Source organism: Streptomyces sp. NPDC050422 (genome assembly GCF_044458665.1).
In the GTDB taxonomy this organism is placed as follows: domain Bacteria; phylum Actinomycetota; class Actinomycetes; order Streptomycetales; family Streptomycetaceae; genus Streptomyces.
This window is the reverse complement of record NZ_JBITIE010000001.1, coordinates 54680-77150: the sequence shown is the minus strand read 5'-3', so window position 1 is coordinate 77150 and position 22471 is coordinate 54680. Positions and strand designations below refer to the sequence as shown.

Genomic DNA, 22471 nt, shown 5'->3' with positions numbered 1-22471 from the left:
AGCCGGCCCGGCGTCACGTCTCGTCGTCGCCGGGCTGTCGCACGTACCGCAGGACGCCCCACATGGATCGCTCATGTGCGGCGTCCTGCGCCGTTTCCCGCGACGGCTCCCCTGACGGCTCCCCCGGTGCGCGACAGCCTGCCAGTTCCTTGCGCAGGGCCTGTGCGTCGATACCGGAGCCGATCAGCACGAGCCGGGTCAGGGGCGCCTCGCCACGTGTCCAGGGCCTGGGGGCGAACCGCAGGAACCTGCCGACGGCGTGCACCGCGTACGCGTGGTCCGCGTCGCCCGTGCCGAAGTCGACGTAGCCCTTGATCCGGTAGAGGCCCTCGGGCCGGGAGTCGAGGAACTCCATCAGCCGGCGGGGGTCCATCGGCACGTCGGAGGTGAAGTCGATGCTCTCGTACGCCGTGTGCAGGTGACCTCCGTGCTCCTCACCCGTCTCCGGCGCGCGCTCCTCCAGGTAGAGGTCCTCGAAGGTGAGCTGCCGCGCCTTCTCCTCGCCGTCGGGCCGCAGCGCCGGGTCGAAGAGCAGCTCCGGATCAATGCGTCCGTACGTGGCGGGGATGACGGCCGCCGTGCTGCCGGTCGCCGCGACGGCCTCGCGGATGCGCGCCCGCTCCTCCTCACCGGCCCGGTCCGTCTTGTTCAGCACGACGAGGTCGGCGACGGCGAGGTGCCGGTCGATCTCCGGGTGGCGCTCCCGGGTCGCCCCGAACTCGGCGGCGTCGACCACCTCGACCAGTCCCCCGTACAGGATGTGCGGGTTGTCGCTGGCCAGGAGCATCCGGACGAGTTCCTGGGGTTCCGCGAGCCCGCTCGCCTCGATGACGATCACGTCGAGGCGGGCGGCGGGCCGGGTCAGGGTCTCCAGGTAGGTGTCCAGTTCGCTCGCGTCGACCGCGCAGCACAGACAGCCGCCGCCCAGCGAGACGGTCGAGCCGACCTGCCCGGAGACGGTCATGGCGTCGATCTCGATGGACCCGAAGTCGTTGACGATCACGCCGATGCGGTTCCCCGCGCGATGGCGCAGGAGATGGTTGAGCAGCGTCGTCTTGCCGGATCCGAGGAATCCCGCGAGGACGATGACGGGGATCTGCCGGATGCGGGGCGGGGGCGACGCGTTCAACGGGGGCCTTCCTGCGGTATCAGACTGCCGGGACCGGCTGGGGCGGGGGCGGACCGATGTAGCGGGCCGCCGGGCGGATGATCTTCGAGTCCTCCGCCTGCTCCAGGATATTGGCGCTCCAGCCGACGACCCGCGCCGCGCAGAAGGTCGGGGTGAACATCTGGCGGGGCAGCCCGCACAGCTCCATGACCACTCCGGCGTAGAACTCCACGTTGGTGTGCAGTTCGCGCCCCGGCTTGAGTTCGGCGAGGATCGCCTCGACCTGCCGTTCCACCTCGACGGCGAAGTCCACGAGCGGGCCGCCGAAGCTCTGGGCGATGGACCGCAGCATGCGGGACCGCGGGTCCTCGGTGCGGTAGACCGGGTGTCCGAAGCCCATGATCCGGTCGCCGGCCAGCACCCGCTCGCGGATCCAGCCGTCGATGCGGTCGGGGGTGCCGATGGCATCCAGCGTGTCGAGGGCGCGGCTGGGCGCACCGCCGTGCAGCGGCCCGGAGAGCGCGCCGACGGCGGCCACCAGGCAGGCGGCGATGTCCGCGCCGGTGGAGGCCACGACGCGGCCGGTGAACGTGGAGGCGTTGAAGCCGTGGTCGACGGTGGAGATCAGATACTGCTCGACGGCCCTGACCCGGTCGGCGTCCGGTACGGAACCGGTCAGCATGTAGAGGTAGTTGGCCGCGTACGGCAGGTCGTCGCGCGGTTCCACCGGTTCGAGGCCCCGGCCGAGCCGGTGCAGGGCGGTCAGCACGGTGGGGACGGCGGCGCAGGCGACCAGGGCGTCGCTGCGGCGCCGGTCCGCGTCGATGTCGTACACCGGCAGGAAGCCGGCCGAGGCGCCGAGCAGGGAGAGTGCCGTGCGCAGCCCCGCGAGGGGGCCGGCCGCGGCGCCCGCACGGGCTATGGCGGGCAGGGCGTCGCGGACCTCGGCGGGCAGGCGGCGCAGCCCTGCCGTACGGGCGGCGAAGTCGGCGCGGGCAGCCGGGCCGGGCAGCTCACCCTCGGTCATCAGGTACCAGACGTCCTCGAAGCTGCGGGTCTGCGCGAGCTCGATCGCCGAGTACTGCCGGTAGTGATAGAAGCCCTCGCGGCCCCGGACGTCACCGAGTGCGGTATCGGTGACGACGACACCCGCGAGGCCCCGGGGGACGTCGAGCGGCGCTGTGGTGGTGGTCGTCATTGCTTCCTCCATGGACAGTGCGGTGACGGACAGGCCGGTGGACGCACATTTCGTGGACATTCCGGCGACTGTTGACATTGATTTGACTGTCCATGCTTGACTTGAGTTCTGTCAATGTTGATTGAATCAATATGGATACGGTGGACAGCATGACGGATCAAGCAGGCGCGACCGGCTTCGGCGAGCCCCCGGCGCAGCGGCTCACCACCCGGGAGGCGGCGGAACGCCTGGGAGTGAAGCCCGAGACGGTGTACGCGTACGTGAGCCGGGGCCAGCTCAGCAGCAATCGCGCCTCGGGCGGGCGTGGCAGCACGTTCGACGCGGCGGAGGTCGAGGCCCTGGCGCGGCGCACAGGGCGAAGGGAGCCCACCGCCCCGGCCGGCGCGCTGTCGTTCCCCACCGGCATCACGCTCATCGAGAGCGACCGGTACTTCTTCCGGGGCGTGGACGCCACGGAGCTGGCCCGGCACTTCGCGTACGAAGAGGTCGCGGAGTGGCTCTGGACCGGGGAGCTGCGGCCCGGCATCCGCTTCACGGCACCGGCCGATGCGCTCGCCGCGGCCCGCCGGGCGGTCGGCGCGCTGCCGCCGCACTGCGGCTCGACGGACCGGCTGCGCGTGGCGGTCGTCGCGGCGGCGGCCGCAGATCCGCTCCGCTTCGACCTGTCGCGCGAGGCGGTGCTCGGTGGCGCCCGGAGCCTGATCCCGACGCTGGCGGCCGCGCTGCCGGCGGTCGCGGAGGGCGGCGGGGAGGCGGCGGAAGGGGCCGCGCCCGCCGGCCTCGCACGTCAACTCTGGCCGAAACTCACCGGCCGCCCGGCCGACGAGGCGTCGCTGGCCGTACTGGACACGGCGCTGGGGCTGCTGATCGACCACGATCTGGCCGCCTCCACTTTGGCGGCGCGGGTCGCCGCCTCCGCCCGCGCCCATCCGTACGCCGTGGTCTCGGCGGGGCTCGGGGTGCTGGAGGGCCCCCTGCACGGCGCCGCGAGCGGGCTGGCGCACCGCATGCTGGCCGAGGTCCTGGAGCGGGGCGGGGCGGCTCCGGTGGTCGCGGACCATCTGCGTACCGGGCGCCGGGTACCGGGGCTCGGCCACCGGCTGTACCCGGGCGAGGACCCCCGGGCCCGCACCCTGTTCGAGCTGCTGACCGAGGTCCCGCGGGCCGCGCCCGCGCTGGCAGCCGCCCGCGACGTCGTCGCCACGACCGCCCGGCACGCCCCCCTGCACGCCAATGTGGATCTGGCGCTCGCCGTACTGTCCGTCTCCTCGGGCATGGCCGTGGAAGCGGGCGAGACGGTGTTCGCGATCTCCCGCACAGCGGGCTGGATCGCGCACGCGCTGGAGGAGTACGGGGAGCGCCCGCTGCGGATGCGCCCCAGCGGTCAGTACACCGGCCCCCAGCCGCCCCAGCCGCTACCCACCGCCGTATCGCAATAGACGCTCCTCGTGGCGCAAAATCACGACGCTCAGCGGGAAGCGTTGCGCGGAGGCCGTGCCGTCGAGCCCCGTACCACCAGCTCCGGCTCGAAGAGCAGCTCGTCGGACGGCACCGCACGGCCGCCGATCTGCACGGAGAGCAGCTCGACGGCGGCCCTGCCCATGGCCTCGATCGGCTGACGGACGGTGGTGAGCGGCGGCTCGGTGCAGTTCATGAACGCCGAGTCGTCGTAGCCCACGACGGATACGTCCTGGGGCACCGAAAGGCCCCGGCGGCGGGCCGCCCGGACCGCCCCCAGAGCAAGTGGGTCACTGGCGCAGATGAATCCGGTGACCCCCTGGTCCAGCAGCCGCGTGGCGGCCGCCTGCCCGCCCTCCAGCGAGAACATCGCCCTGGCCACCCACTCGTCCGGGATGCTCGCGCCCGACGCCTCGGCGAGCGCCCGGGCGGCGGTCAGCTTGCGCTGCGAGGGCATGTGGTCCGAGGGCCCGAGCACCAGACCGATGCGTTCGTGGCCCAGCGAGACAAGGTGGCGCCAGGCCTGCTCGACGGCCACGGAGTCGTCGCACGAGACGCACGGGAAGCCGAGATGGGCGATGGCCGCGTTGATCAGGACGACGGGGATCTTCCGGTCGGCGAGCACCTTGTAGTGATCGTGCGGGGCGTCGGCCTGGGCGTAGAGGCCACCGGCGAACACCACGCCCGAGACCTGCTGCTGCAGAAGCAGCTCGACGTAGTCCGCCTCGGAAACCCCGCCCTTGGTCTGGGTGCACAGGACGGGAGTGAGGCCCTGCTGCGCGAGCGCACCGCCGACCACCTCGGCGAAGGCGGGGAAGATCGGGTTCTGCAGCTCGGGCAGGACCAGCCCCACCAGACGGGCCCGTTCACCGCGCAGTTGGGTCGGGCGCTCGTAGCCGAGGACGTCCAGCGCGGACAGGACGGCCTGCCGCGTGGCGTCGGAGACACCCGGCTTGCCGTTGAGTACCCGGCTGACCGTGGCCTCGCTGACTCCAACCTTCTGTGCCACCTGAGCAAGTCGTCGCGTCATGTGCGCAAGATTAGCGCAAGAAGCGCAAGCGGATTGCGTGGATCTGGAAACGAGACGAATTTCGGAAAGCACCGGAATGCCCTCTACCGTCTCTGAGATGAGCGCCCCACCGCCCCCGCCCAGGAGGCCGCGCCGGCTCGGATGGCCCCGGCGGGTCTTCTCGCAGGTACTGCTGATGCAGCTGGCCATCGCCACCGGCGTCACCGTACTCGCCACCGGGCTCTTTCTGGCACCCCTCAGCGCACAACTGGACGACCAGGCGATGCGCCGGGCTCTGGCCATCGCACAGAGCACGGCCGCCCAGCCACAGATCGCCGAGGCGCTGCTCACCACGGACCCGGCGCCCCGGGGCCCTGTCCAGAGCGCCGCGGAGCGGATCAGGCGAGCCACAGGAGCCGAGTACGTCGTCGTGATGGACCGCCACGGGGTGCGCTGGTCGCATCCGGACCGTGCCCGGATCGGGCGGATCGTGTCCACCGACCCAGGAAAGGCGCTCGCGGGCCGGGACGTGATGGAGATCGACAGCGGCACACTCGGACGCTCGGCCCGGGGCAAGGTTCCGTTGCGCGACGGGTCCGGGCACATCGCCGGTGCGGTCTCCGTCGGCATCGCGTACGACAACGTCCGCGCCCGGCTCCTCGCGGCGATACCCGGCCTGTTCGCCTACGCGGGCGGGGCGCTCGCGGTGGGGGCGCTCGCCGCCTATCTGATCTCCCGGCGCCTGCAACGGCAGACCCACGACCTCGCCTTCTCCGACATCGCCGCGCTGCTGACGGAGCGCGAGGCGATGCTGCACAGCATCCGCGAGGGGGTCGTCGCGCTCGACCGCAGCGGCCGCATCCGCCTTCTGAACGACGAGGCTCAACGACTGCTCGGGGTCGGGCCCGAGGCGTCCGGCCGTCCGCTGGCCGAGGTGTTCGGCACCGGGCGGACCACCGATGTGCTGGCCGGCGACGTGGCGGGCGAGGACCTGCTGACCGTGCGCGGCAGCCGGGTGCTGCTCGCCAACCGTATGCCGACGGCCGACGGAGGTGCCGTCGTCACCCTTCGCGACCGCACGGAGCTCGAACACCTCGGCCGCGAGCTCGACTCCACCCGCGGGCTGATCGACGCCCTGCGCGCCCAGGACCACGAGCACGCCAACCGGCTGCACACCCTCCTCGGCCTGCTGGAGCTGGAGCTGCACGAGGACGCGAGGGAGTTCGTCACCGAGGTCGTCGGCGTCCACCGGGCCACCGCGGAACAGATCACCGAGAAGGTCCGTGACCCGCTGCTCGCCGCGCTGCTGGTCGGCAAGGCGACGGTCGCGGCGGAGCGCGGTGTGGCCCTGCGCATGGCGCCCGGCAGCCTGCTTCCGGACCGGCTCGTCGACCCGCGGGGGCTGGTGACGATCGTCGGCAACCTGGTCGACAACGCATCGGACGCGGCCACCGGATCGAAGGGCGCCCTGATCGAGGTGGGTCTGCGCGCCGAGGGCCGTACGGTGGTGCTGCGGGTCCGCGACAGCGGCCCCGGCGTCCCGCCCGGAGAGCGTGACTCGATCTTCACGGAGGGCTGGTCGACCAAGGAACTTCCGGCGCACGGCAAGCGCGGCCTCGGGCTCGCGCTGGTGCGGCGGCTGGCCGAGCGGCAGGGCGGCAGCGTGGCGGTGGACACGGCGGACGAGGGCGGGGCCGCGTTCACCGTCGTACTCCCCGATGCCATGACCGAAGCGGAATCCGACAAGGCGGGTGCGGCGCAGTGATCGAGGTCCTGGTCGTCGACGACGACGTCCGTGTCGCACGGATCAACGCGGCGTACGTCTCGAAGGTGCCCGGCTTCCGCGTGGCCGCGCAGGCGCACTGCGCCGCCGACGCGCTGGCCGCGGTCGAAAGCGGCCCGGTGGACCTGATCCTGCTGGATCACTACATGCCCGACCGCAGCGGGCTGGACGTGGTGCGGGAGCTGCGCAGCCTAGGCCACCGCACCGACGTGATCATGGTGACGGCTGCGCGCGACGTCGCCACGGTCCAGGAGGCCATGCGTCAGGGCGCGCTCCAGTACCTGGTGAAGCCGTTCACGTATGCGGGGCTGCGGACCAAACTGGAGGCGTACGCCGTGCTGCGCCGCACCTTGGAGAACGGCGGCGAGGCCGAGCAGGGGGAGGTGGACCGGCTGTTCGGCGCCCTGTGGGCGGCGGGCGAGCCCGATCTGCCCAAGGGGCACTCGGCCACGACGGCCGAACTCGTCCGCGACGCGCTCCGCGACGCCGGCGGCCCGCTCTCCGCGCAGGAGATCGCGGAGAGCGCCGGGATGAGCCGGCAGACGGCCCAGCGCTATCTGAAGCTGCTGGAACGGTCCGGACGCGTCCGGCTGACCCTGCGGTACGGCGAGACGGGGCGCCCCGAACACCGTTATGCGTGGGTTGCCGGGAGCCGATGACCGTGGCGTCCGGGCCCTACGTCTTGGGATGCTCCGAGTCGTAGACGCTCTGGCTCAGCTCGATGCCGGAGTTGTTGTCGACGGCCCACTCCGCCAGCTTCACGGCGGGCTCGATCAGCGTGCGGCCCCTCGCGGTGAGTTCGTACTCGACCCGCGGCGGGACCTCGGGAAACACGGTGCGGGACACCAGGCCGTCGCGCTCCAGGTGCCGGACCGTGCGGGTGAGCATGCGCTGCGAGATGCCGGGGACGCGCTGCTGGAGCTCGGTGAAGCGCATGCGTTCGCCGTCGAGGGTGGCGACGACCAGCAGGGTCCACTTGTCGCCGATGCGATCCAGGATTCCGCGGATCGCCCGGCCTCCGTCGCCGCGGATGAGGCAGCTGTGGCGGTACTTCGACATCGGCGTCCCTTGTTCGCCACGCACACCCGTGTGCCTTTGTAAGCCTTCCGATAGTCACCGATCATGTGCCTGCTTACAAGACGTAACCATGACGGAGGTCGAACATGGAGATCGCCTACTGGATCGTCGCCGGGCTGCTGGCGGCCTTCTACCTGTACGCAGGGGGCAAGAAGGCCGCCCGGAGCCAGGAGCGACTGGCGCCCATGATGGGCTGGGTGGACACGGTCCCGATGTGGCTGGTCCGGGTCATCGGCGTCGTCGAGATTCTTGGTGCGGCGGGTCTGGTGCTGCCGCCGCTGACGGGAATCGCGCCCGTCCTCGCGATGGTGGCGGCACTCGGCCTGCTCGTGCTCCAGGTGTCGGCAGCCGCCCTGCACCTGTCCCGGAACGAGGCCGAGAAGACCGGTCTCAACGCCGCCTTGGTCGCGCTCGCCGCAGTGGCGGCCTGGCTCGCCACGGCCTGGTGACGTGCCTGCGCGGGCCGCGCCCGTCACACCGCGCCGGCCCCGGTCAGCGCACGCACCTCGGTCTCCGCGTGCTTGGCCTCGTCCGGCGGATCGGTCGAGGTGACCGTGCCGATCCACCCGGCCAGGAAGCCCAGCGGGATGGAGACGAGACCGGGGTTCTCCAGCGGGAAGAGCTGGAAGTCCACCCCGGGGAACAGCGAGGTGGAGCTGCCCGAGACGACCGGGGAGAGCAGGACGAGCAGTACGGCGGGAATCAGGCCGCCGTAGACCGACCAGACCGCCCCGCGCGTGGTGAACTTCCGCCAGAACAGCGAGAAGAGCAGCACCGGCAGGTTCGCCGACGCGGCGACCGCGAAGGCCAGGCCCACCAGGAATGCCACGTTCAGGTCCTGGGCGAGCAGCCCCAGCCCGATGGCGGCCACCCCGATCCCGGCCGCGGCGACCCGGGCCACGGCGACCTCGCTGTACTGCCGGGAGCCCTGCCTCCTGAGCGAGGCGTAGAGATCGTGGGCGACGGAGGCGGACGAGGCGAGGGTGATACCGGCGACGACGGCCAGGATCGTCGCGAAGGCCACTGCGGCGACCACGGCGAACAGAATCGTTCCCCCCGTCGAGCCCTCACCGCCGCCGAGAACCAGGGCGAGCAGCGGAACAGCCGTGTTCCCGGCGGGATTCGACTCCCGTACCTCGGCCGATCCGACCAGTGCCGCCGCTCCGAAACCGAGCACGATCGTCATGAGGTAGAAGCTGCCGATGAGACCGATGGACCAGACGACGGACCTGCGGGCTGCACGGGCCGTCGGCACGGTGTAGAAGCGGGACAGGATGTGCGGAAGACCCGCCGTACCCAGCACCAGGGCCAGTCCCAGGCTGATGAAGTCGATGCGTGCCGTCCAGCTACCGCCGTAGCGCAGCCCGGGCGAGAGGAACTCCTTCCCGTAGCCGCTGCGGTCGGCGGCGGAGTTGAGCAACTCGTTGAAGTTGCCGTGGAAGTGGACCAGCACCAACACCGTGAGCACGACGGTGCCCGCCATCAGGAGTACGGCCTTGACGATCTGGATCCACGTGGTGGCGCGCATTCCGCCGAGCGACACGTAGACCACCATGAGCGCCCCGACACCGATGACCGTCCAGGACCGCGCGGCACCGCTCGTCCCGCCGAGGAGCAGGGCGACGAGACTTCCCGCGCCCACCATCTGTGCCACCAGGTAGAGCACGGAGACGGTGACGGACGACGTCCCCGCCGCGATCCGGACCGGGCGCTCCGCCATGCGGGCCGCCACCACGTCGGCAAGGGTGAACCGGCCGCAGTTGCGGACGAGTTCCGCCACGAGCAGCAGGACGACGAGCCAGGCGACCAGGAAGCCGACCGAGTAGAGCATGCCGTCGTAGCCGTAGAGGGCGATCACTCCGGAGATACCCAGGAACGACGCGGCCGACATGTAGTCGCCGGCGATGGCGAAACCGTTCTCCATGGGGGAGAACAGGCGGCCGCCCGCGTAGAACTCCTCGGCCGATCCCTGCCGGTTGCGGCCCACCCAGGTCGTGATGCCGAGTGTGACGGCGATGAAGGCGCTGAACAGCAGGAGCGCCAGGGTCTGGTGATTCCCGCTCAACGTCCGATCCCCCGCGTCATCTCCTGGGTGTCCCAGCGCAGATCGAGCGCGGCCCGGTCTCTGCGCAGCCGCGCATGGCGTGCGTAAGCCCCGGTGAGCAGGAACGTGGTGAGGAACTGCCCGAGTCCCGCGACCATGGCCACGTTGACCGCGCCGGCCACCGGGCGGGCCATCAGACCGGGAGCGGTGACCGCGGTGACGACATAGGCGAGGTACCAGAGCAGGAAGGCGAGGGTGGCGGGGACGACGAACCGCCGGTACCGGCGGCGCACTTCCTGGAAGGCTTCGCTGCGCTGTACCTCCAGATAGATCTCCGCCGCGCTGTGGCCGTGCCCGGGTACGGCGGGGCCGGGCACCGCGACGGGCGCGAAGCTTCCCGTACCGTCCAGTTCCCCCCATCCGGAGGCCAGTGCGTCGTACCACGGGTCGTCGAGCCGCATTCCTGCAGCTTCGCGCCCTGCTTCCTTCTCCACCGAACAACTCCCCTTGTCCACGGACCACTTCGGCCGCGTACCCAAGAATGGGCAGATCGGGAAGATCCCGGGCACTTCAATACCCGGACTTCACCTCTTCAGGTGAAGGATGTCCCGGATGGCCGTGCGAGCCCTCGAACGTACGCATAGCGCACCGCCTGGGCCCGGTCGCGGAGCCCCGCTTTGGCGAACAGGTTGTTGATGTGGCTCTTCACGGTGGCCTGCGAGATGTGGAGACTGCGGGCGATCTCCGCGTTGGACATCCCCTCGGCGATCAGGACGAGCACCTCGGCCTCACGCGGAGTCATCCCGTCGGGCAGCTCCGGCTCACCGCTCCCCGTGCGCGTCAGGGGCTCCGCGGTCACCTGCTCGAGCAGACGGCGCTGAATGGTGGGCGAGAGCCCCGCCTCGCCCGAGAGCACGGCCTGGACGGCCCTCACGATCTCGTCTCCCCCGGCGTCCTTCGTCAGATAGCCACGAGCTCCCGCCCGGAGCGCCGGAAAGAGCGAGTCGTCGTCGGCGAAGGTCGTCAGCACCACGACCTGCGTGCCGGGGAATTCCGCGCGAATGCGGCGCGTCGCCTCCACCCCGTCGCAGCGGGGCATCCTCAGGTCCATCAGGACGACGTCCGGGGCAAGTTCGGCCACGAGCGCAACGGCCTCCTCGCCGTCCTTCGCCGATCCGACCACCTCGATCCCGGACAGTAGACCCAGCAGCATCACGATTCCCTCACGCACTACCGACTGGTCGTCGGCGACCACCACCCGCGCGGTCACGCGGGCACTCGCAGACTCACCACGAACCCCTCCTCGCCGGGACCGGCCTCCAGACTGCCGCCCAGTAGTTCGGCGCGCTCCCTCATCCCCAGCAGACCGTAGCCGGAGCCACTGACAGCGAGCTCTCCCCCGGCACCGTCCCCTCCCGAATCGCTGACCACCAGGGCTATCGCGTCCGGCTGGTACTCCAGCCTGATCAGCACCCTGGCCGCCGGCGCGTGCTTGCGCACATTGGTCAGCGCCTCCTGCGCCACGCGCCGGACCGCTTGCGAGGCCTCGGCGGTCAGCGTCCGCGGTTCACCCTCCACCCTGACCTCGACCGGCTCGGCAGCCACCAACTGCCGCAGGAAATCCTCCACCGGCGAAACCTCGCCGCGCAGGGCGGAGAGCGCCTGCCGGGTCTCCGCGAGCCCCTCACGGGCCATGGAACGCGCCGCGACCACCCGCTGCAGGACCTGGTCCCGGAACTCCCCCGCCGGCTCCCTCTCGATCAGCAGCCTCGCCGCCTCCAGGTGCACCAACTGCGCGGAAAGGCTGTGGGCGAGCACGTCATGGATCTCCCGGGCGATCCGGGACCGCTCGTCCAGCGCCGCCGTTTCGGCTTCCGCCGCCCGGGCCGCCCGCTCCTGGGCCAGGAGCCGCTGCGCGTTTCCGCGGGCTTCGGCGTCCAGACGCAGCACGTACCCCGCGAGGCAGAGCCCGGCCGTGGTCGCGGCCGTGCCCATCCAGTCGTCGGTGTTCACCACGGCGTACATACCGAGCGCCACGACCGTGGCGGGGACCCCTGCCGAGAGCGGCAGCCGCTCCAACGCGGTGACGGCGCAGCCGCACCAGAGCACCGCCGCGGGCACTCCCGCCCCCGCCTGCTGCGCGCCGAACGCCGCGAGCATCAGCAGGGACAGCAGACCGAGCGAGGGCCCGAGGCGGTTCTCCAGACTGGTCCGGAAGAAGGCCACGGCGATTGCCGCGCAGCCGGCCACCCCTGCCAGAGCGACCACGATCTCCCACGGTCCGAACGAGCCGCCCGCGAAGGTCCCCCAGAGCATCAGAGTGAGCAGCCCCACCCTCACGGACCAGCCGATCACGGCCCGTGAACGGGAGTGCCTCTCCCACGAGAGCGCCTCCCTCGACGGCCAGCTCGTCCAGGCAGCGGGGGTCACACACGGTCCTTCCAGGCCGGCCGGAACGACGCGACTCCGGCAGGGTCGGGGTACGGCTGCGGCATCCCGGCGGCGCGCAGGGCCAGCACACCGCTGCGCACCAGCAGAGTGGCCGCGAGAGCCATCATGAGGGCCGGGCCGCCCTGATGTATGCCCATGGCTGCGGCGAGCCCGTACAGGGCCGCTCGCAGTATCAGCCCTCCGGTCCAGACATACACGGTCGCCTTGGTGCCCTTGCTCCACAGCACCCCGTCCTCCGCACGCCAGAGCCGGGTGGTCCACGCCCAGCCGGCACCGGTGACCAGTCCCACCGCCAGTTCGGCACCCAGGACGACGAAGGACAGCGCCTCGTGACGCGGATCCACGAGTCCGGGCTCGCGCAGAGCCATGACGAGCAGCACACCCGGCAGGACCCACCAGCGACGGTCACCCGAGATCTGCTGCGCCGAACACTGGCGGAGGACGACCAGCGCGATGACCGCGATGATCACCAGGACATTGACGAGCCCGTGCATGACGCCTCCGAGTGCGGAAAGTTCTGTCACTCCGACGCTACGGAAACAGCCTCCTCAGGGGATCGGCTCAGGGGTGGAGCACGGGTGGAGCCGTTGTCTCCACCCGTGGGTGGAGACAACGGCCCGGTCCGGCGGGAATGCCGGGGAGAACGCGGGGGCTCGGGGGCTCAGACGTCGATGCGCGAGCGGTCCAGCGTGGCCGCGGAACTGGTGATGAACTCCTTGCGGGGCGCCACTTCGTTGCCCATCAGCAGGTCGAAGACCTTCTCCGACGATTCCAGATCGCCGATGTTGATCCGCCGCAGCGTGCGGTAGCGCGGGTCCATCGTCGTCTCCGCCAGCTGGTCGGCGTCCATCTCGCCCAGACCCTTGTAGCGCTGGATCGAGTCCTTGTACCGGACGTTCTTCCGCTGGAGCTCCAGCAGCCGCTGGCGCAGCTCGTTGTCCGAGTACGTGTAGATGTACTTGTCCTGCCCCTTCTTCGGCTGGACCAGCTCGATCCTGTGCAGCGGGGGCACCGCGGCGAAGACCCTCCCCGCCTCGACCATGGGACGCATGTACCGCTGGAAGAGCGTCAGCAGCAGGATCCGGATGTGCGCGCCGTCCACGTCGGCGTCGACCAGCAGCACGATCTTGCCGTAGCGGGCGGCGTCGATGTCGAAGGTCCGGCCGGACCCGGCTCCTATGACCTGGATGATCGCCCCGCACTCGGCGTTCTTCAGCATGTCGGAGACGGATGCCTTCTGAACGTTGAGGATCTTGCCCCGGATCGGCAGCAGCGCCTGGAACTCGCTGTTCCGTGCCAGCTTGGCGGTGCCGAGCGCGGAGTCGCCCTCCACGATGAACAGCTCGCTGCGCTCCACGTCGTCACTGCGGCAGTCGGCGAGCTTCGCCGGCAGGGAGGAGGACTCCAGAGCGGTCTTGCGGCGTTGCGCGTCCTTGTGCTGGCGCGCGGCGATCCGGGTACGGGCGGCTGCCACCGCCTTCTCCAGGACGGCCCTGGCCTGGGCCTTGGCGTCACGCTTGGTGGAGGTCAGGAACGCCTTGAGCTCCTTGGACACGACGTTGGCGACGATCCGGTTGGCCGCCGAGGTGCCCAGCACCTCCTTGGTCTGCCCCTCGAACTGCGGCTCGGCCAGCCGTACGGTCACGACGGCCGTGAGGCCCTCCAGCGCGTCGTCCTTGACGATGTCGTCCTCGGCGACGCGCAGCATCTTCGCGGAACGCAGCGTCTCGTTGATCGTCTTGGTCACGGACCGCTCGAATCCGGACACGTGGGTGCCGCCCTTGGGGGTGGCGATGATGTTGACGAAGGACCTGACGACCGTGTCGTAGCCGGTCCCCCAGCGCAGTGCGATGTCCACGGCGAGCTCGCGGGTGACCTCGGTCGGGATCATGTGGCCCCGCTCGTCCAGGACCGGCACGGTCTCCTTGAACGTGCCCTGCCCCGTCAGCCGCTGGACGTCGCAGACCGCCTTGTCCTGGGCCAGGTACTCGCAGAATTCGCTGATGCCGCCGTCGTAGTGGAAGGTCTCCTCGCTGACGGGCGCGCCATCGATCGCTCGCTCGTCGCGGACGACGAGGGTGAGGCCAGGCACCAGGAACGCCGTCTGACGGGCGCGCTGGTACAGAGTCTCCAGGTTGAGCTTCGCTTCCTTCAGGAAGACCTGCCGGTCGGCCCAGTACCTCGTACGGGTGCCGGTACGGGTCTTCGGGATCCGCTTGGTCTTGCGGAGCCCGTTGGCGGGGTCGAACGGGCTCTCCGCCCCCTGCTCCGTGAAGATGCCGGGAACGCCGCGCCGGAAGCTGATCGAGTGGGTCGAGCCGTTGCGGTCGACCTCGACGTCCAGCCGCGCGGAGAGCGCGTTGACGACCGAGGCGCCCACGCCGTGCAGACCGCCCGAGGCGGCGTAGGAGCCGCCGCCGAACTTTCCGCCCGCGTGCAGCTTGGTCATGACGACCTCGACGCCGGAGAGCCCCGTCTTGGGCTCCACGTCGACCGGGATGCCTCGCCCGTTGTCACGGACCTCGACGGAGGCGTCCTCGTGCAGGATCACCTCGATGTGGTCACCGTAACCGCCCAGGGCCTCGTCGACGGAGTTGTCGATGATCTCCCAGAGGCAGTGCATGAGACCGCGGCTGTCGGTGGACCCGATGTACATGCCGGGGCGCTTGCGAACCGCTTCGAGCCCTTCGAGTACGAGCAGGTGCCGCGCGGTGTAGTTGGAACCGTCTCGGTCTGCTCCGGTCAGCAGCGCAGTGGACGGCACGGACGTATCGGCGGTCACGCGGTTCGCTCCTCGCTGAATTTCATTTGGGGCCCAGTGGGTAACGGGCTCGGCTTCGGTCGCCGCTGAGAGGGTACCGAGGCCTGGTAGAGCGGATGTAACGCCACCCTCGGAGAACCCTCACACTAGTCCAGCCTCGCATACACGTTCGATCCCTCCTTTGAGTGACGCGCACATCACGTTCCCTTCCAGGCATGAACCATTTAGGCTCCGGGCACGTCCTCATGAACAACCGGCAAGCCAGCCGGTGGGACCGACCAAGACAAGCAACGCGAAACCGTAGCGCCACGCAATACGGCACATTCGCCGCGAACCGGCAACAGACAGCCATCCTGAGAAGAAGTTTCGAAGAAATGCCACGAGCGGGAACGTTTTCGGCCTGGTTGGATGTTGACCCTGGTACGACAGCTCGTCGAGCTAGAGAAGAGGCGACGTGACTACTGTTCTGACCCCCGCGAGCCCGCTGACCGCAGCAGACCGCTGTGACCGTTGCGGCGCCCAGGCCTACCTGCGCGTCGTCCTCATCAGCGGCGGTGAACTGCTCTTCTGCGCCCACCACGGTCGCAAGTTCGAGCCGGAACTCAAGAAGATCGCCGCGGAAATACAGGATGAGACGGACCGACTGACGGCCGTGCAGGCCCAAGCCGCCGAAGAGGAACAACACTGACACCTCGCATCCACGACGAGCCAGGGGCCGGTCCCGCACCGGCCGACGGGCGGCTTCCCCCAGGGGAAGTCGCCCGTTCTCGTACCCGTTCGGTCCGCGCCGGTCAGCCGGAGGCCTCCATCCACTCGATGGCGGCGGAAATCCGCGTGTAGACGCCGGGGCTGCCCGCGCGACCGCACCCGTTCCCCCAGGACACGAGCCCGACAAGCTTCCCCTGGGCCACCAGAGGCCCTCCGCTGTCTCCCTGGCAGGCGTCGTACCCGCCCTGGGGTTCGCCCGCGCAGAGCATCGCAGAGGCGTCGTACGCGCCGCTCACGCCCCCGGGGTAGGCCCGCTCGCACGAGCTGTCCGGGAGCACAGTCACCTTGGCGGAACGGAGCGACGACGCATAGTCACCGTTGCCGGTCGTGTCGCCCCATCCGTAGACGGTCGCTGCGGTACCCGAGTCGTACGCGGAGTCACCGGCCCCGGCCATGGAGATCACGCTCTGTTCGGGCAACGCCTCGGCGAGGGTGAGCACCGCGACGTCACCGCTGTTGGTACTGGCGTCGAAACCGGGATTGACCCACGTCCCGCTCACCGCGATCTCCTTGCCGCCGGTGCCGTTCAGCTCGTCCCGGCCCGAGATGATCCGCAGATCACGCACCTGGCCGACATCGACGCCCAGCGCCTCCCGGCTCAGGCAGTGCGCGGCCGTGAGCGCCTTCTTCGGTCCGACCAGGACGGCTCCGCAGAACTGGCCGGCGCGGGTACCACCGAACCGGTCACGGCTGGAGAGCGCCACCACCCACGGGCTGTCCTTGACATGAGCGGGCTGGCCGCCGATGACGATGCTGTCCGCGACTGCCGGGGCAGGCGACGCGAGCGGTATCACAGCCGTTGCGGCAGTGAGGGCGAGCGCGCCGGTCATGGTGCGGACGACGGTACGGGACATACGTACTCCTGACTCTGTGGAGGACCTTGCCTACCCAGAGTCATTCCGTCGCCCCGGACCCGCACCTGCACCCGCACAGCACGAGGGCCCGGATCCCATGGGATCCGGGCCCTCGACCCACGTGACTGAGCGACCTAGTCGAGATAGTCGCGCAGGACCTGCGAGCGCGACGGGTGGCGCAGCTTGGACATCGTCTTGGACTCGATCTGCCGGATGCGCTCACGCGTCACGCCGTAGACCTTGCCGATCTCGTCCAGCGTCTTCGGCTGCCCGTCGGTGAGGCCGAAGCGCATGGAGACCACGCCCGCCTCACGCTCGGACAGGGTGTCGAGCACCGAGTGCAGCTGCTCCTGGAGGAGTGTGAAGCTGACCGCGTCGGCCGGAACGACCGCCTCGGAGTCCTCGATCAGGTCACCGAACTCGCTGTCCCCGTCCTCACCCAGCGGGGTGTGGAGGGAGATCGGCTCACGGCCGTACTTCTGGACCTCGATGACCTTCTCGGGGGTCATGTCGAGTTCCTTGGCCAGCTCCTCCGGGGTGGGCTCACGGCCCAGGTCCTGGAGCATCTGACGCTGCACACGCGCGAGCTTGTTGATGACCTCGACCATGTGCACCGGGATACGGATGGTGCGGGCCTGGTCGGCCATGGCGCGGGTGATCGCCTGACGGATCCACCAGGTGGCGTACGTGGAGAACTTGTAGCCCTTGGTGTAGTCGAACTTCTCGACGGCACGGATCAGACCGAGGTTGCCCTCCTGGATCAGGTCCAGGAAGAGCATGCCGCGGCCGGTGTAGCGCTTGGCCAGCGAGACCACGAGACGGAGGTTGGCCTCCAGCAGGTGGTTCTTGGCGCGGCGGCCGTCCTCGGCGATGATCTCCAGCTCGCGCTTGAGCTTGGGAGCGAGCTTGTCGGAATTCGCCAGCTTGTCCTCGGCGAACAGACCCGCCTCGATGCGCTTGGCGAGCTCGACCTCCTGCTCGGCGTTGAGGAGCGGGACCTTGCCGATCTGCTTCAGGTAGTCCTTGACCGGGTCGGCCGTGGCGCCGGCGACGGCGACCTGCTGCGCAGGTGCGTCGTCCTCGTCGTCGTCGGAGAGGACGAAGCCCTTGTTCTCGCCCTCGCCCTCCTCTTCCTCACCCTTGCCGGCCTTGACTTCCTCGGCCGCGTCATCGCCGTCGAGGATCTCGTCGTCCTGCTTGCCGGCCTTCTTGGACGCGGTCTTCTTGGCCGCCGTCTTCTTCACGGCGGTCTTCTTGGCAGCGGTCTTCTTGGCTGCCGCCTTCTTCGCGGGCGCGGCCGCGGCGGCGTCATCGGCCACCGCGTCCACGGTCTCGGCCGACGGGGCGGCAGTGGCCGCGACGGTCCGCGTCACGGTCGTCTTGGCCGCGACAGTCTTGGTGGCGGTGCGCTTGACCGGGCTCTTCGCTGCGACGCTGCTCTTGCGGGCGCGCTTCGACGGCTCCGCGGCACTGACCATCAGCGTCACACCCTCTTCCTCGAGGATCTGGTTGAGGCTGCGCAGAACGTTCTTCCACTGGGTTGGCGGAATCTGGTCAGCCTCGAAGGCCCGACGCACGTCGTCGCCGGCGATCTGCCCATCAGCCTTTCCCCGCTCGATGAGCGCCATGACAGATTCGGACTCGGCGATCTCCGGCGGGAGCGTACGGGATGTGCTGGCCGACACGAACAACCTCTCGGAACGATGGAAACGGCTTCCGGCCCGGCCCTGAGAGGGCTGGAGCCGACGACCGTCGGGCTGGGTATGTACCGACGGCGCGGGCTAGGCCTCAGAACTGCACAGCGCACTCAACGGCTGCTGTATTCCTTCTGCGGCGGTCACCTCTTAAGTCATCGCGCTGTTTCGAGGAGTGTTACGCCCGATCCGCGTGGCCCGAGTCACACCTCATTTGCGACGAACAAGACCAGGGGTGACATCCCTCCACAATTGTGCCGCCGGACCGCGGGGGTCCGACGACACGTGGTCCGTACACCCTGACGGCGCCGCAGTCAGTGCTCGCGCGGCGCCGGCACCACTCGCTCCACCGGGACGGCGAGCAGCTGGCGCATGGCCGCCTCGGCGCCCGCGGAGTCACCGGTCGCCAGGGCGTCGACGATGCGGGCGTGATGGCCGAGCGATGCGTCGTTGGGCCGGTCACAACCGGTGACCGGGCCGCCCGAGACCTGAAGGGCGGCCGAAACGATGCCGGAGAGGTGTTCCAGCATGCGGTTGCCCGCGGCCTGGATGAGCAGGGAGTGGAACTCCGCGTCGGCGCGGGCACAGGTGATCACGTCGCCCTGTCCGAGCGCGTGTCCCATGATCTCGACCATGTCCCCGAGCCGCTGCTGAAGATCGTCACGCTGGTGACCGGCGGCCAGCCGGGCGGCAAGGGGCTCGATCGTCCATCGGAGTTCGGCCAGCTCGCGGCGCTGGTCGTCGCGCTGCGGGCCGAAAGCGCGCCATTCGATGATGTCGGGGTCGAGTAGATTCCAGTCACTGACCGGCCGGACCCGGGTGCCCACGTTGGGCCGGGCACTGACCAGGCCCTTGGCCTCCAGTACACGCAGCGACTCCCGGACAACGGTGCGGGAGACCTCGAATCGCTGGCCGATCTCCTCCGGGACCAGGGGCCGGTCGGCGCCGAGGTCACCGGAAACGATCATCTGGCCCAGCTGCTGAACAAGTTGGCCGTGCAGGCCGCGGCCCCGGCTGGCCGATCCCCGTCGGCTCACACGGCCGAGCTCTGTATCGGGGCCGCCCCAGGGCCGGCCGACGGCACGCTCGCCGGCCGGAGCATCCCCGTGGGTGAAACGGTCGAGTTCGCCCGGGCCGGCCAGGCCGGTGTCGGCGGTGCGGGCGGCGGTCATCATGGTGTGCGCAAGGGTACTCACGCATCCTTTGTCGGCGCGGCTCAGCCACCCCTTGAGGTCTTTGGTGAAAAGCACACGAAAGGGTGATCGGCACCTGCCTCCCAATTGACGCCTTATTGGTATAAAACGGGCATTTCCAATGGAGTTGTGGATCTCGGCAGGTTCACAGCCCCTTCAGCGATCACCAACGCACTCTGCCGCGAAGGCTCGTGAACAGATACGCGCAGACAAGGACCGACAACGACAGCATCAGCGCGGTTCCCACGGGTTGTGCCACGACCCGCACCAAGGCCAGCACCCACCGGTCCGCCTCATGCGGCCACTGGGGCCAGGCCAGCTCCCTGAGCCGGCCCGGAAGTCCGCTCATCGAACGGGCGGTCGGCGCCTTCGGCACCGCCTGGATGAGTGGAACCATCAGCACGGGTACGGCAAGTACGGCGGCGACGCCTGCCGCTGTGACACGGAAGATCCCGGCAGCCAGCAGCCCGGCCCAGGCGCAGCCGACCGTCAGGCCCGACCAACTCACGGCCAGTGACACCGCATTCGAGGGGACCCGGGCCAAGTCCCCGCCGTACACGAGACGGAGGGACTCGGTCGAGACGAGCACGACAAGCAGTGCCAGCAACAGGGCGACACCCGCCGACACGGCCAGTTTGGCGAGGAGCATCCCCATCCGGCGGGGGACGGTCCCGCGGCCGGCGGCGAGCGTCGGGTAACGGAACTCGTCACCGAAGGAGAGGGCGCCGAGCAGCCCGGCGCCGAGCGCGGCAGGGGGCAGCGGCAGCAGCGAGGGCCAGGCGGCCAGGACGTGCGGCAGCGGGGTGCGACCGTCGCGTGCGAGCAGGACGGACAGAACGGCCGAGGCGACCAGGGAGACGGCGACGATCAGGGTCGTGGTCCGGACGCCGAAGAGGCGACGCAGTTCGTAACGCACCGGACGCAGCGGTCCGCGGGCCGGACGCCGCCTGATCGGCGGCGGCAGGGCGGCCCCACCCGAGGTCGCAACCGGATGCGCCGAAGGCTCGGAGCTGTCCGCGGCGGCCTCCGGTTCGGCGCCGGTTGCGCCGATCCCCGCGTCGGCACCGCGTCCGTCACCGCGAGGGCCGGAGGCGGAAGCGGTGTCGCCAACCTCGTCGGCGAGCTGATGAACGGGAAGTCCGTGGCGGAACGCCGCGTCCCCGATCTCCGCACAGCTGCTGCCGTACACGGAAAGCCGGCTGCTGCTCGCCTCGGTGACGACTTCGACGGAGCGCCGGGCGGCCCGCGCCTCGCGGCTGACGATCGCGGCCAGGCGGGCCGCGTGCGGGGAGCGGACCGCGACCCGAGGACGCAGACGGGTGCGGGAGAAGTCCGCGACGCCCTGATCGGCGACGAGGCGTCCCGCCTCGATGGTCACCACACGCCCGGCCAACCGAGCGGCCTCCTTGGGATCCCGCGTGGTGTACAGGACCGTGCCGCCCTGATCTGCGTGGGACCTGAGCATCCCGTGCAGCCAGCCGGCCTCCCGTGCGCCGAGCCCTTCCGTCGGCTCATCGAGGATCAGCGTGTGCGGATCGGCGAGCAGCGCGGAGGCGAGGGCCAGTCTGCGGTCCATGCCCAGCGAGAGCGTGCCGATGCGCTGGTCCCCCAGCTCGACGAGGCCGACGGCGTCGAGCAGGTCGTCGGCCCTGGACGCGGCCACTCCCGCAGCGGCGCAGAGCATGCGGAGCTGTCCACGGGCGGTGCGGGCGGGGTGCCCCGGCACGTCCCCGAGCAGCACTCCCACTTCCCGGGCCGGCTGGGCCACGCGATGCAGCGGTCTGCCCCGGAAGTAGGTGATGCCGCGCCCCGGTTCGAGTTCGAGCATCAGCCGCAGCGCGGAGGTCTTACCGGAACCGGGAGGACCCAGCAGCGCGGTCACGCATCCGGGTCCCGCTTCGAACGTGAGGTCGTCCACCGCGGGCGGAAGTCCGCGGTGGCGGGCGCTGGTGAGTCCGATGGCCTGGAGCATCGCTTCTCTCGCAGGAGGTGAGGCCGCTCGACGGCAGAAGGTACCGCAGCAAGATAACCCGACATATCAGACTTTTAGCGCAAGGCTGGATCCACGGCGTTCCTGAGCACCCGCCCCCACCGGGCCTGGCAGGAGTCAGACCTCAGGCCGCAGCATCGGCGGATTCAGCACCGTGGCCGACCCCGACCGGAACAACTGGGCGGGGCGCCCGCCCTGCCTGGTGGTCGTGCCGCCTTCGGGCACCAGGAAGCCGGGCGTGCCCGTCACCTTGCGATGGAAGTTCCGCGGATCGAGCACTACGCCCCACACCGCTTCATACACCCGGCGCAGCTCGCCCACAGTGAACGCGGGCGGGCAGAACGCGGTGGCCAGGGACGAGTACTCGATCTTGGAGCGGGCCCGCTCCACGCCGTCGGCCAGGATCCGGGCGTGATCGAAGGCCAACGGCGCCTGGCGTTCGCCGTCCCGCCCATAGCCCCCCTCCGGCCCGAGCAGGTCCTCGACGGGCGCCCAGCGCGCGCTGTTCGCATCACCGCCCGCCCGCGGAGCGGGCAGATCAGGGGCCAGAGCGAGGTGCGCGACGCTGACGACCCTCATGCGCGGATCGCGCGCGGGGTCCCCGTACGTGGCGAGCTGTTCGAGGTGAGCTCCGTTGCCGACCGCCGGAGTCGCCGGATCGTGCGCACACAGCCCGGTCTCCTCGACGAGCTCGCGCGCCGCCGCGGCGCCGAGGTCCTCGTCCGCTCTGACGAAACCGCCGGGCAGCGCCCATCTGCCCTGGAACGGCGTCTCACCTCGGCGTACCACCAGGGCACAGAGCGCATGACGGCGCACCGTGAGCACGACCAGATCGACGGTGACAGCGAAGGGCGGGAAGGTCGACGGGTCGTAGGGCGGCATGCCGTGATCATAGTCGTCTGCCTGACGATAAACACTCCCTTCGTCACGCTCTTCGTCGGTCACGGCGCCCGGCGGACCGGCGGGGGGGGGGGGGGGGGGGGGGGGGCGGGGGGGGCCGCCCACGCGCGGGGGCGGCGGGCGGGGCGCGGGGCCCCGCCCGGGCCGGCCCCCGCCCGCCCCGCCGCCCCCCGCGGGGGGGGC

20 protein-coding genes are annotated in these 22471 nt (G+C 70.3%); 5 read left to right on the top strand and 15 right to left on the bottom strand.

What is annotated here, in order from left to right:
- Nucleotides 1-13: 13 nt before the first annotated feature.
- Together ACIBJG_RS00325 and ACIBJG_RS00320 are read right to left on the bottom strand one after the other, a co-directional pair.
- A complete protein-coding gene (locus tag ACIBJG_RS00325) occupies nucleotides 14-1129 on the bottom strand; it encodes a CobW family GTP-binding protein (RefSeq protein WP_399302331.1) in 1116 nt (371 codons plus the stop codon).
- A 19-nt stretch (nucleotides 1130-1148) separates the two neighbouring features.
- Nucleotides 1149-2306: a citrate synthase gene (locus ACIBJG_RS00320; RefSeq protein ID WP_399303252.1), complete on the bottom strand. Its 1158-nt coding sequence runs from the start codon at nucleotides 2304-2306 to the stop codon at nucleotides 1149-1151.
- 149 nt (nucleotides 2307-2455) lie between these two features.
- Between ACIBJG_RS00320 and ACIBJG_RS00315 the strand changes: the two genes are divergently transcribed.
- Nucleotides 2456-3745 (top strand): citrate/2-methylcitrate synthase, encoded by a 1290-nt coding sequence (locus ACIBJG_RS00315; RefSeq protein ID WP_399302329.1) that lies wholly within the window; start codon nucleotides 2456-2458, stop codon nucleotides 3743-3745.
- Nucleotides 3746-3774: 29 nt separating this feature from the next.
- On the opposite strand, the gene ACIBJG_RS00310 is transcribed toward ACIBJG_RS00315, so the two are convergent.
- Nucleotides 3775-4794: a LacI family DNA-binding transcriptional regulator gene (locus ACIBJG_RS00310; protein ID WP_399302327.1), complete on the bottom strand. Its 1020-nt coding sequence runs from the start codon at nucleotides 4792-4794 to the stop codon at nucleotides 3775-3777.
- A gap of 97 nt (nucleotides 4795-4891) precedes the next feature.
- On the opposite strand from ACIBJG_RS00310, the gene ACIBJG_RS00305 reads away from it, so the two are divergent.
- A complete protein-coding gene (locus ACIBJG_RS00305) occupies nucleotides 4892-6538 on the top strand; it encodes an ATP-binding protein (protein WP_399302325.1) in 1647 nt (548 codons plus the stop codon).
- The gene (locus tag ACIBJG_RS00300) at nucleotides 6535-7215 is read left to right on the top strand and encodes a response regulator (protein WP_399302323.1); all 681 of its coding nucleotides are present in this window, start codon (nucleotides 6535-6537) and stop codon (nucleotides 7213-7215) included. The genes ACIBJG_RS00305 and ACIBJG_RS00300 overlap by 4 nt, the downstream gene beginning before the upstream one ends.
- 16 nt (nucleotides 7216-7231) lie before the next feature.
- On the opposite strand, the gene ACIBJG_RS00295 is transcribed toward ACIBJG_RS00300, so the two are convergent.
- Nucleotides 7232-7615 (bottom strand): winged helix-turn-helix transcriptional regulator, encoded by a 384-nt coding sequence (locus ACIBJG_RS00295; RefSeq protein WP_399302321.1) that lies wholly within the window; start codon nucleotides 7613-7615, stop codon nucleotides 7232-7234.
- A gap of 104 nt (nucleotides 7616-7719) precedes the next feature.
- On the opposite strand from ACIBJG_RS00295, the gene ACIBJG_RS00290 reads away from it, so the two are divergent.
- Nucleotides 7720-8082: a DoxX family protein gene (locus ACIBJG_RS00290; protein WP_399302319.1), complete on the top strand. Its 363-nt coding sequence runs from the start codon at nucleotides 7720-7722 to the stop codon at nucleotides 8080-8082.
- Between the two features lie 23 nt (nucleotides 8083-8105).
- Here the strand turns inward: ACIBJG_RS00290 and ACIBJG_RS00285 are convergent, their stop codons facing one another.
- The 6 genes from ACIBJG_RS00285 to ACIBJG_RS00260 form a co-directional block, all read right to left on the bottom strand.
- On the bottom strand, nucleotides 8106-9698 hold the full coding sequence (locus tag ACIBJG_RS00285; protein WP_399302317.1) for a cation acetate symporter: 1593 nt from the start codon (nucleotides 9696-9698) through the stop codon (nucleotides 8106-8108).
- Nucleotides 9695-10138, bottom strand: coding sequence for a DUF485 domain-containing protein (locus ACIBJG_RS00280; protein WP_399303250.1), 444 nt, complete (start codon nucleotides 10136-10138; stop codon nucleotides 9695-9697). The genes ACIBJG_RS00285 and ACIBJG_RS00280 overlap by 4 nt, the downstream gene beginning before the upstream one ends.
- 131 nt (nucleotides 10139-10269) lie before the next feature.
- Nucleotides 10270-10947: a response regulator gene (locus tag ACIBJG_RS00275; protein ID WP_399302315.1), complete on the bottom strand. Its 678-nt coding sequence runs from the start codon at nucleotides 10945-10947 to the stop codon at nucleotides 10270-10272.
- Nucleotides 10944-12107, bottom strand: coding sequence for a sensor histidine kinase (locus ACIBJG_RS00270; RefSeq protein WP_399302313.1), 1164 nt, complete (start codon nucleotides 12105-12107; stop codon nucleotides 10944-10946). The genes ACIBJG_RS00275 and ACIBJG_RS00270 overlap by 4 nt, the downstream gene beginning before the upstream one ends.
- On the bottom strand, nucleotides 12104-12622 hold the full coding sequence (locus tag ACIBJG_RS00265; protein WP_399303248.1) for a DUF1453 domain-containing protein: 519 nt from the start codon (nucleotides 12620-12622) through the stop codon (nucleotides 12104-12106). Before ACIBJG_RS00265 ends, ACIBJG_RS00270 begins: the two co-directional genes overlap by 4 nt.
- A gap of 167 nt (nucleotides 12623-12789) precedes the next feature.
- Nucleotides 12790-14910, bottom strand: coding sequence for a type IIA DNA topoisomerase subunit B (locus tag ACIBJG_RS00260; protein ID WP_399302311.1), 2121 nt, complete (start codon nucleotides 14908-14910; stop codon nucleotides 12790-12792).
- A gap of 433 nt (nucleotides 14911-15343) precedes the next feature.
- Here ACIBJG_RS00260 and ACIBJG_RS00255 point away from each other — a divergent pair, with 433 nt between their 5' ends.
- The gene (locus ACIBJG_RS00255; protein ID WP_024489001.1) at nucleotides 15344-15577 is read left to right on the top strand and encodes a hypothetical protein; all 234 of its coding nucleotides are present in this window, start codon (nucleotides 15344-15346) and stop codon (nucleotides 15575-15577) included.
- 103 nt (nucleotides 15578-15680) lie between these two features.
- On the opposite strand, the gene ACIBJG_RS00250 is transcribed toward ACIBJG_RS00255, so the two are convergent.
- The 5 genes from ACIBJG_RS00250 to ACIBJG_RS00230 form a co-directional block, all read right to left on the bottom strand.
- The gene (locus ACIBJG_RS00250; protein ID WP_399302309.1) at nucleotides 15681-16511 is read right to left on the bottom strand and encodes a S1 family peptidase; all 831 of its coding nucleotides are present in this window, start codon (nucleotides 16509-16511) and stop codon (nucleotides 15681-15683) included.
- Nucleotides 16512-16645: 134 nt separating this feature from the next.
- Complete coding sequence (locus ACIBJG_RS00245; protein WP_399302307.1) at nucleotides 16646-18196, bottom strand: RNA polymerase sigma factor; 1551 nt, start codon at nucleotides 18194-18196, stop codon at nucleotides 16646-16648.
- A 323-nt stretch (nucleotides 18197-18519) separates the two neighbouring features.
- On the bottom strand, nucleotides 18520-19380 hold the full coding sequence (locus ACIBJG_RS00240) for a FadR/GntR family transcriptional regulator (protein WP_399303246.1): 861 nt from the start codon (nucleotides 19378-19380) through the stop codon (nucleotides 18520-18522).
- Between the two features lie 181 nt (nucleotides 19381-19561).
- Nucleotides 19562-21370: an ATP-binding cassette domain-containing protein gene (locus ACIBJG_RS00235; protein WP_399302305.1), complete on the bottom strand. Its 1809-nt coding sequence runs from the start codon at nucleotides 21368-21370 to the stop codon at nucleotides 19562-19564.
- A 135-nt stretch (nucleotides 21371-21505) separates the two neighbouring features.
- A complete protein-coding gene (locus tag ACIBJG_RS00230; RefSeq protein ID WP_399302303.1) occupies nucleotides 21506-22270 on the bottom strand; it encodes an NUDIX domain-containing protein in 765 nt (254 codons plus the stop codon).
- Between the last annotated feature and the right edge of the window lie 201 nt (nucleotides 22271-22471).

What these genes read in the sequence shown, in the direction of transcription:
- ACIBJG_RS00305 (WP_399302325.1), top strand. Translation starts at nt 4,892, where the DNA reads ATGAGCGCCCCACCGCCCCCGCCCAGGAGGCCGCGCCGGCTCGGATGG.
- ACIBJG_RS00295 (WP_399302321.1), bottom strand. Translation starts at nt 7,615, where the DNA reads ATGTCGAAGTACCGCCACAGCTGCCTCATCCGCGGCGACGGAGGCCGG.
- ACIBJG_RS00250 (WP_399302309.1), bottom strand. Translation starts at nt 16,511, where the DNA reads ATGTCCCGTACCGTCGTCCGCACCATGACCGGCGCGCTCGCCCTCACT.
- ACIBJG_RS00265 (WP_399303248.1), bottom strand. Translation starts at nt 12,622, where the DNA reads ATGCACGGGCTCGTCAATGTCCTGGTGATCATCGCGGTCATCGCGCTG.
- ACIBJG_RS00280 (WP_399303250.1), bottom strand. Translation starts at nt 10,138, where the DNA reads ATGCGGCTCGACGACCCGTGGTACGACGCACTGGCCTCCGGATGGGGG.
- ACIBJG_RS00315 (WP_399302329.1), top strand. Translation starts at nt 2,456, where the DNA reads ATGACGGATCAAGCAGGCGCGACCGGCTTCGGCGAGCCCCCGGCGCAG.
- ACIBJG_RS00240 (WP_399303246.1), bottom strand. Translation starts at nt 19,380, where the DNA reads ATGATGACCGCCGCCCGCACCGCCGACACCGGCCTGGCCGGCCCGGGC.
- ACIBJG_RS00310 (WP_399302327.1), bottom strand. Translation starts at nt 4,794, where the DNA reads ATGACGCGACGACTTGCTCAGGTGGCACAGAAGGTTGGAGTCAGCGAG.
- ACIBJG_RS00230 (WP_399302303.1), bottom strand. Translation starts at nt 22,270, where the DNA reads ATGCCGCCCTACGACCCGTCGACCTTCCCGCCCTTCGCTGTCACCGTC.
- ACIBJG_RS00290 (WP_399302319.1), top strand. Translation starts at nt 7,720, where the DNA reads ATGGAGATCGCCTACTGGATCGTCGCCGGGCTGCTGGCGGCCTTCTAC.
- ACIBJG_RS00320 (WP_399303252.1), bottom strand. Translation starts at nt 2,306, where the DNA reads ATGACGACCACCACCACAGCGCCGCTCGACGTCCCCCGGGGCCTCGCG.
- ACIBJG_RS00235 (WP_399302305.1), bottom strand. Translation starts at nt 21,370, where the DNA reads ATGCTCCAGGCCATCGGACTCACCAGCGCCCGCCACCGCGGACTTCCG.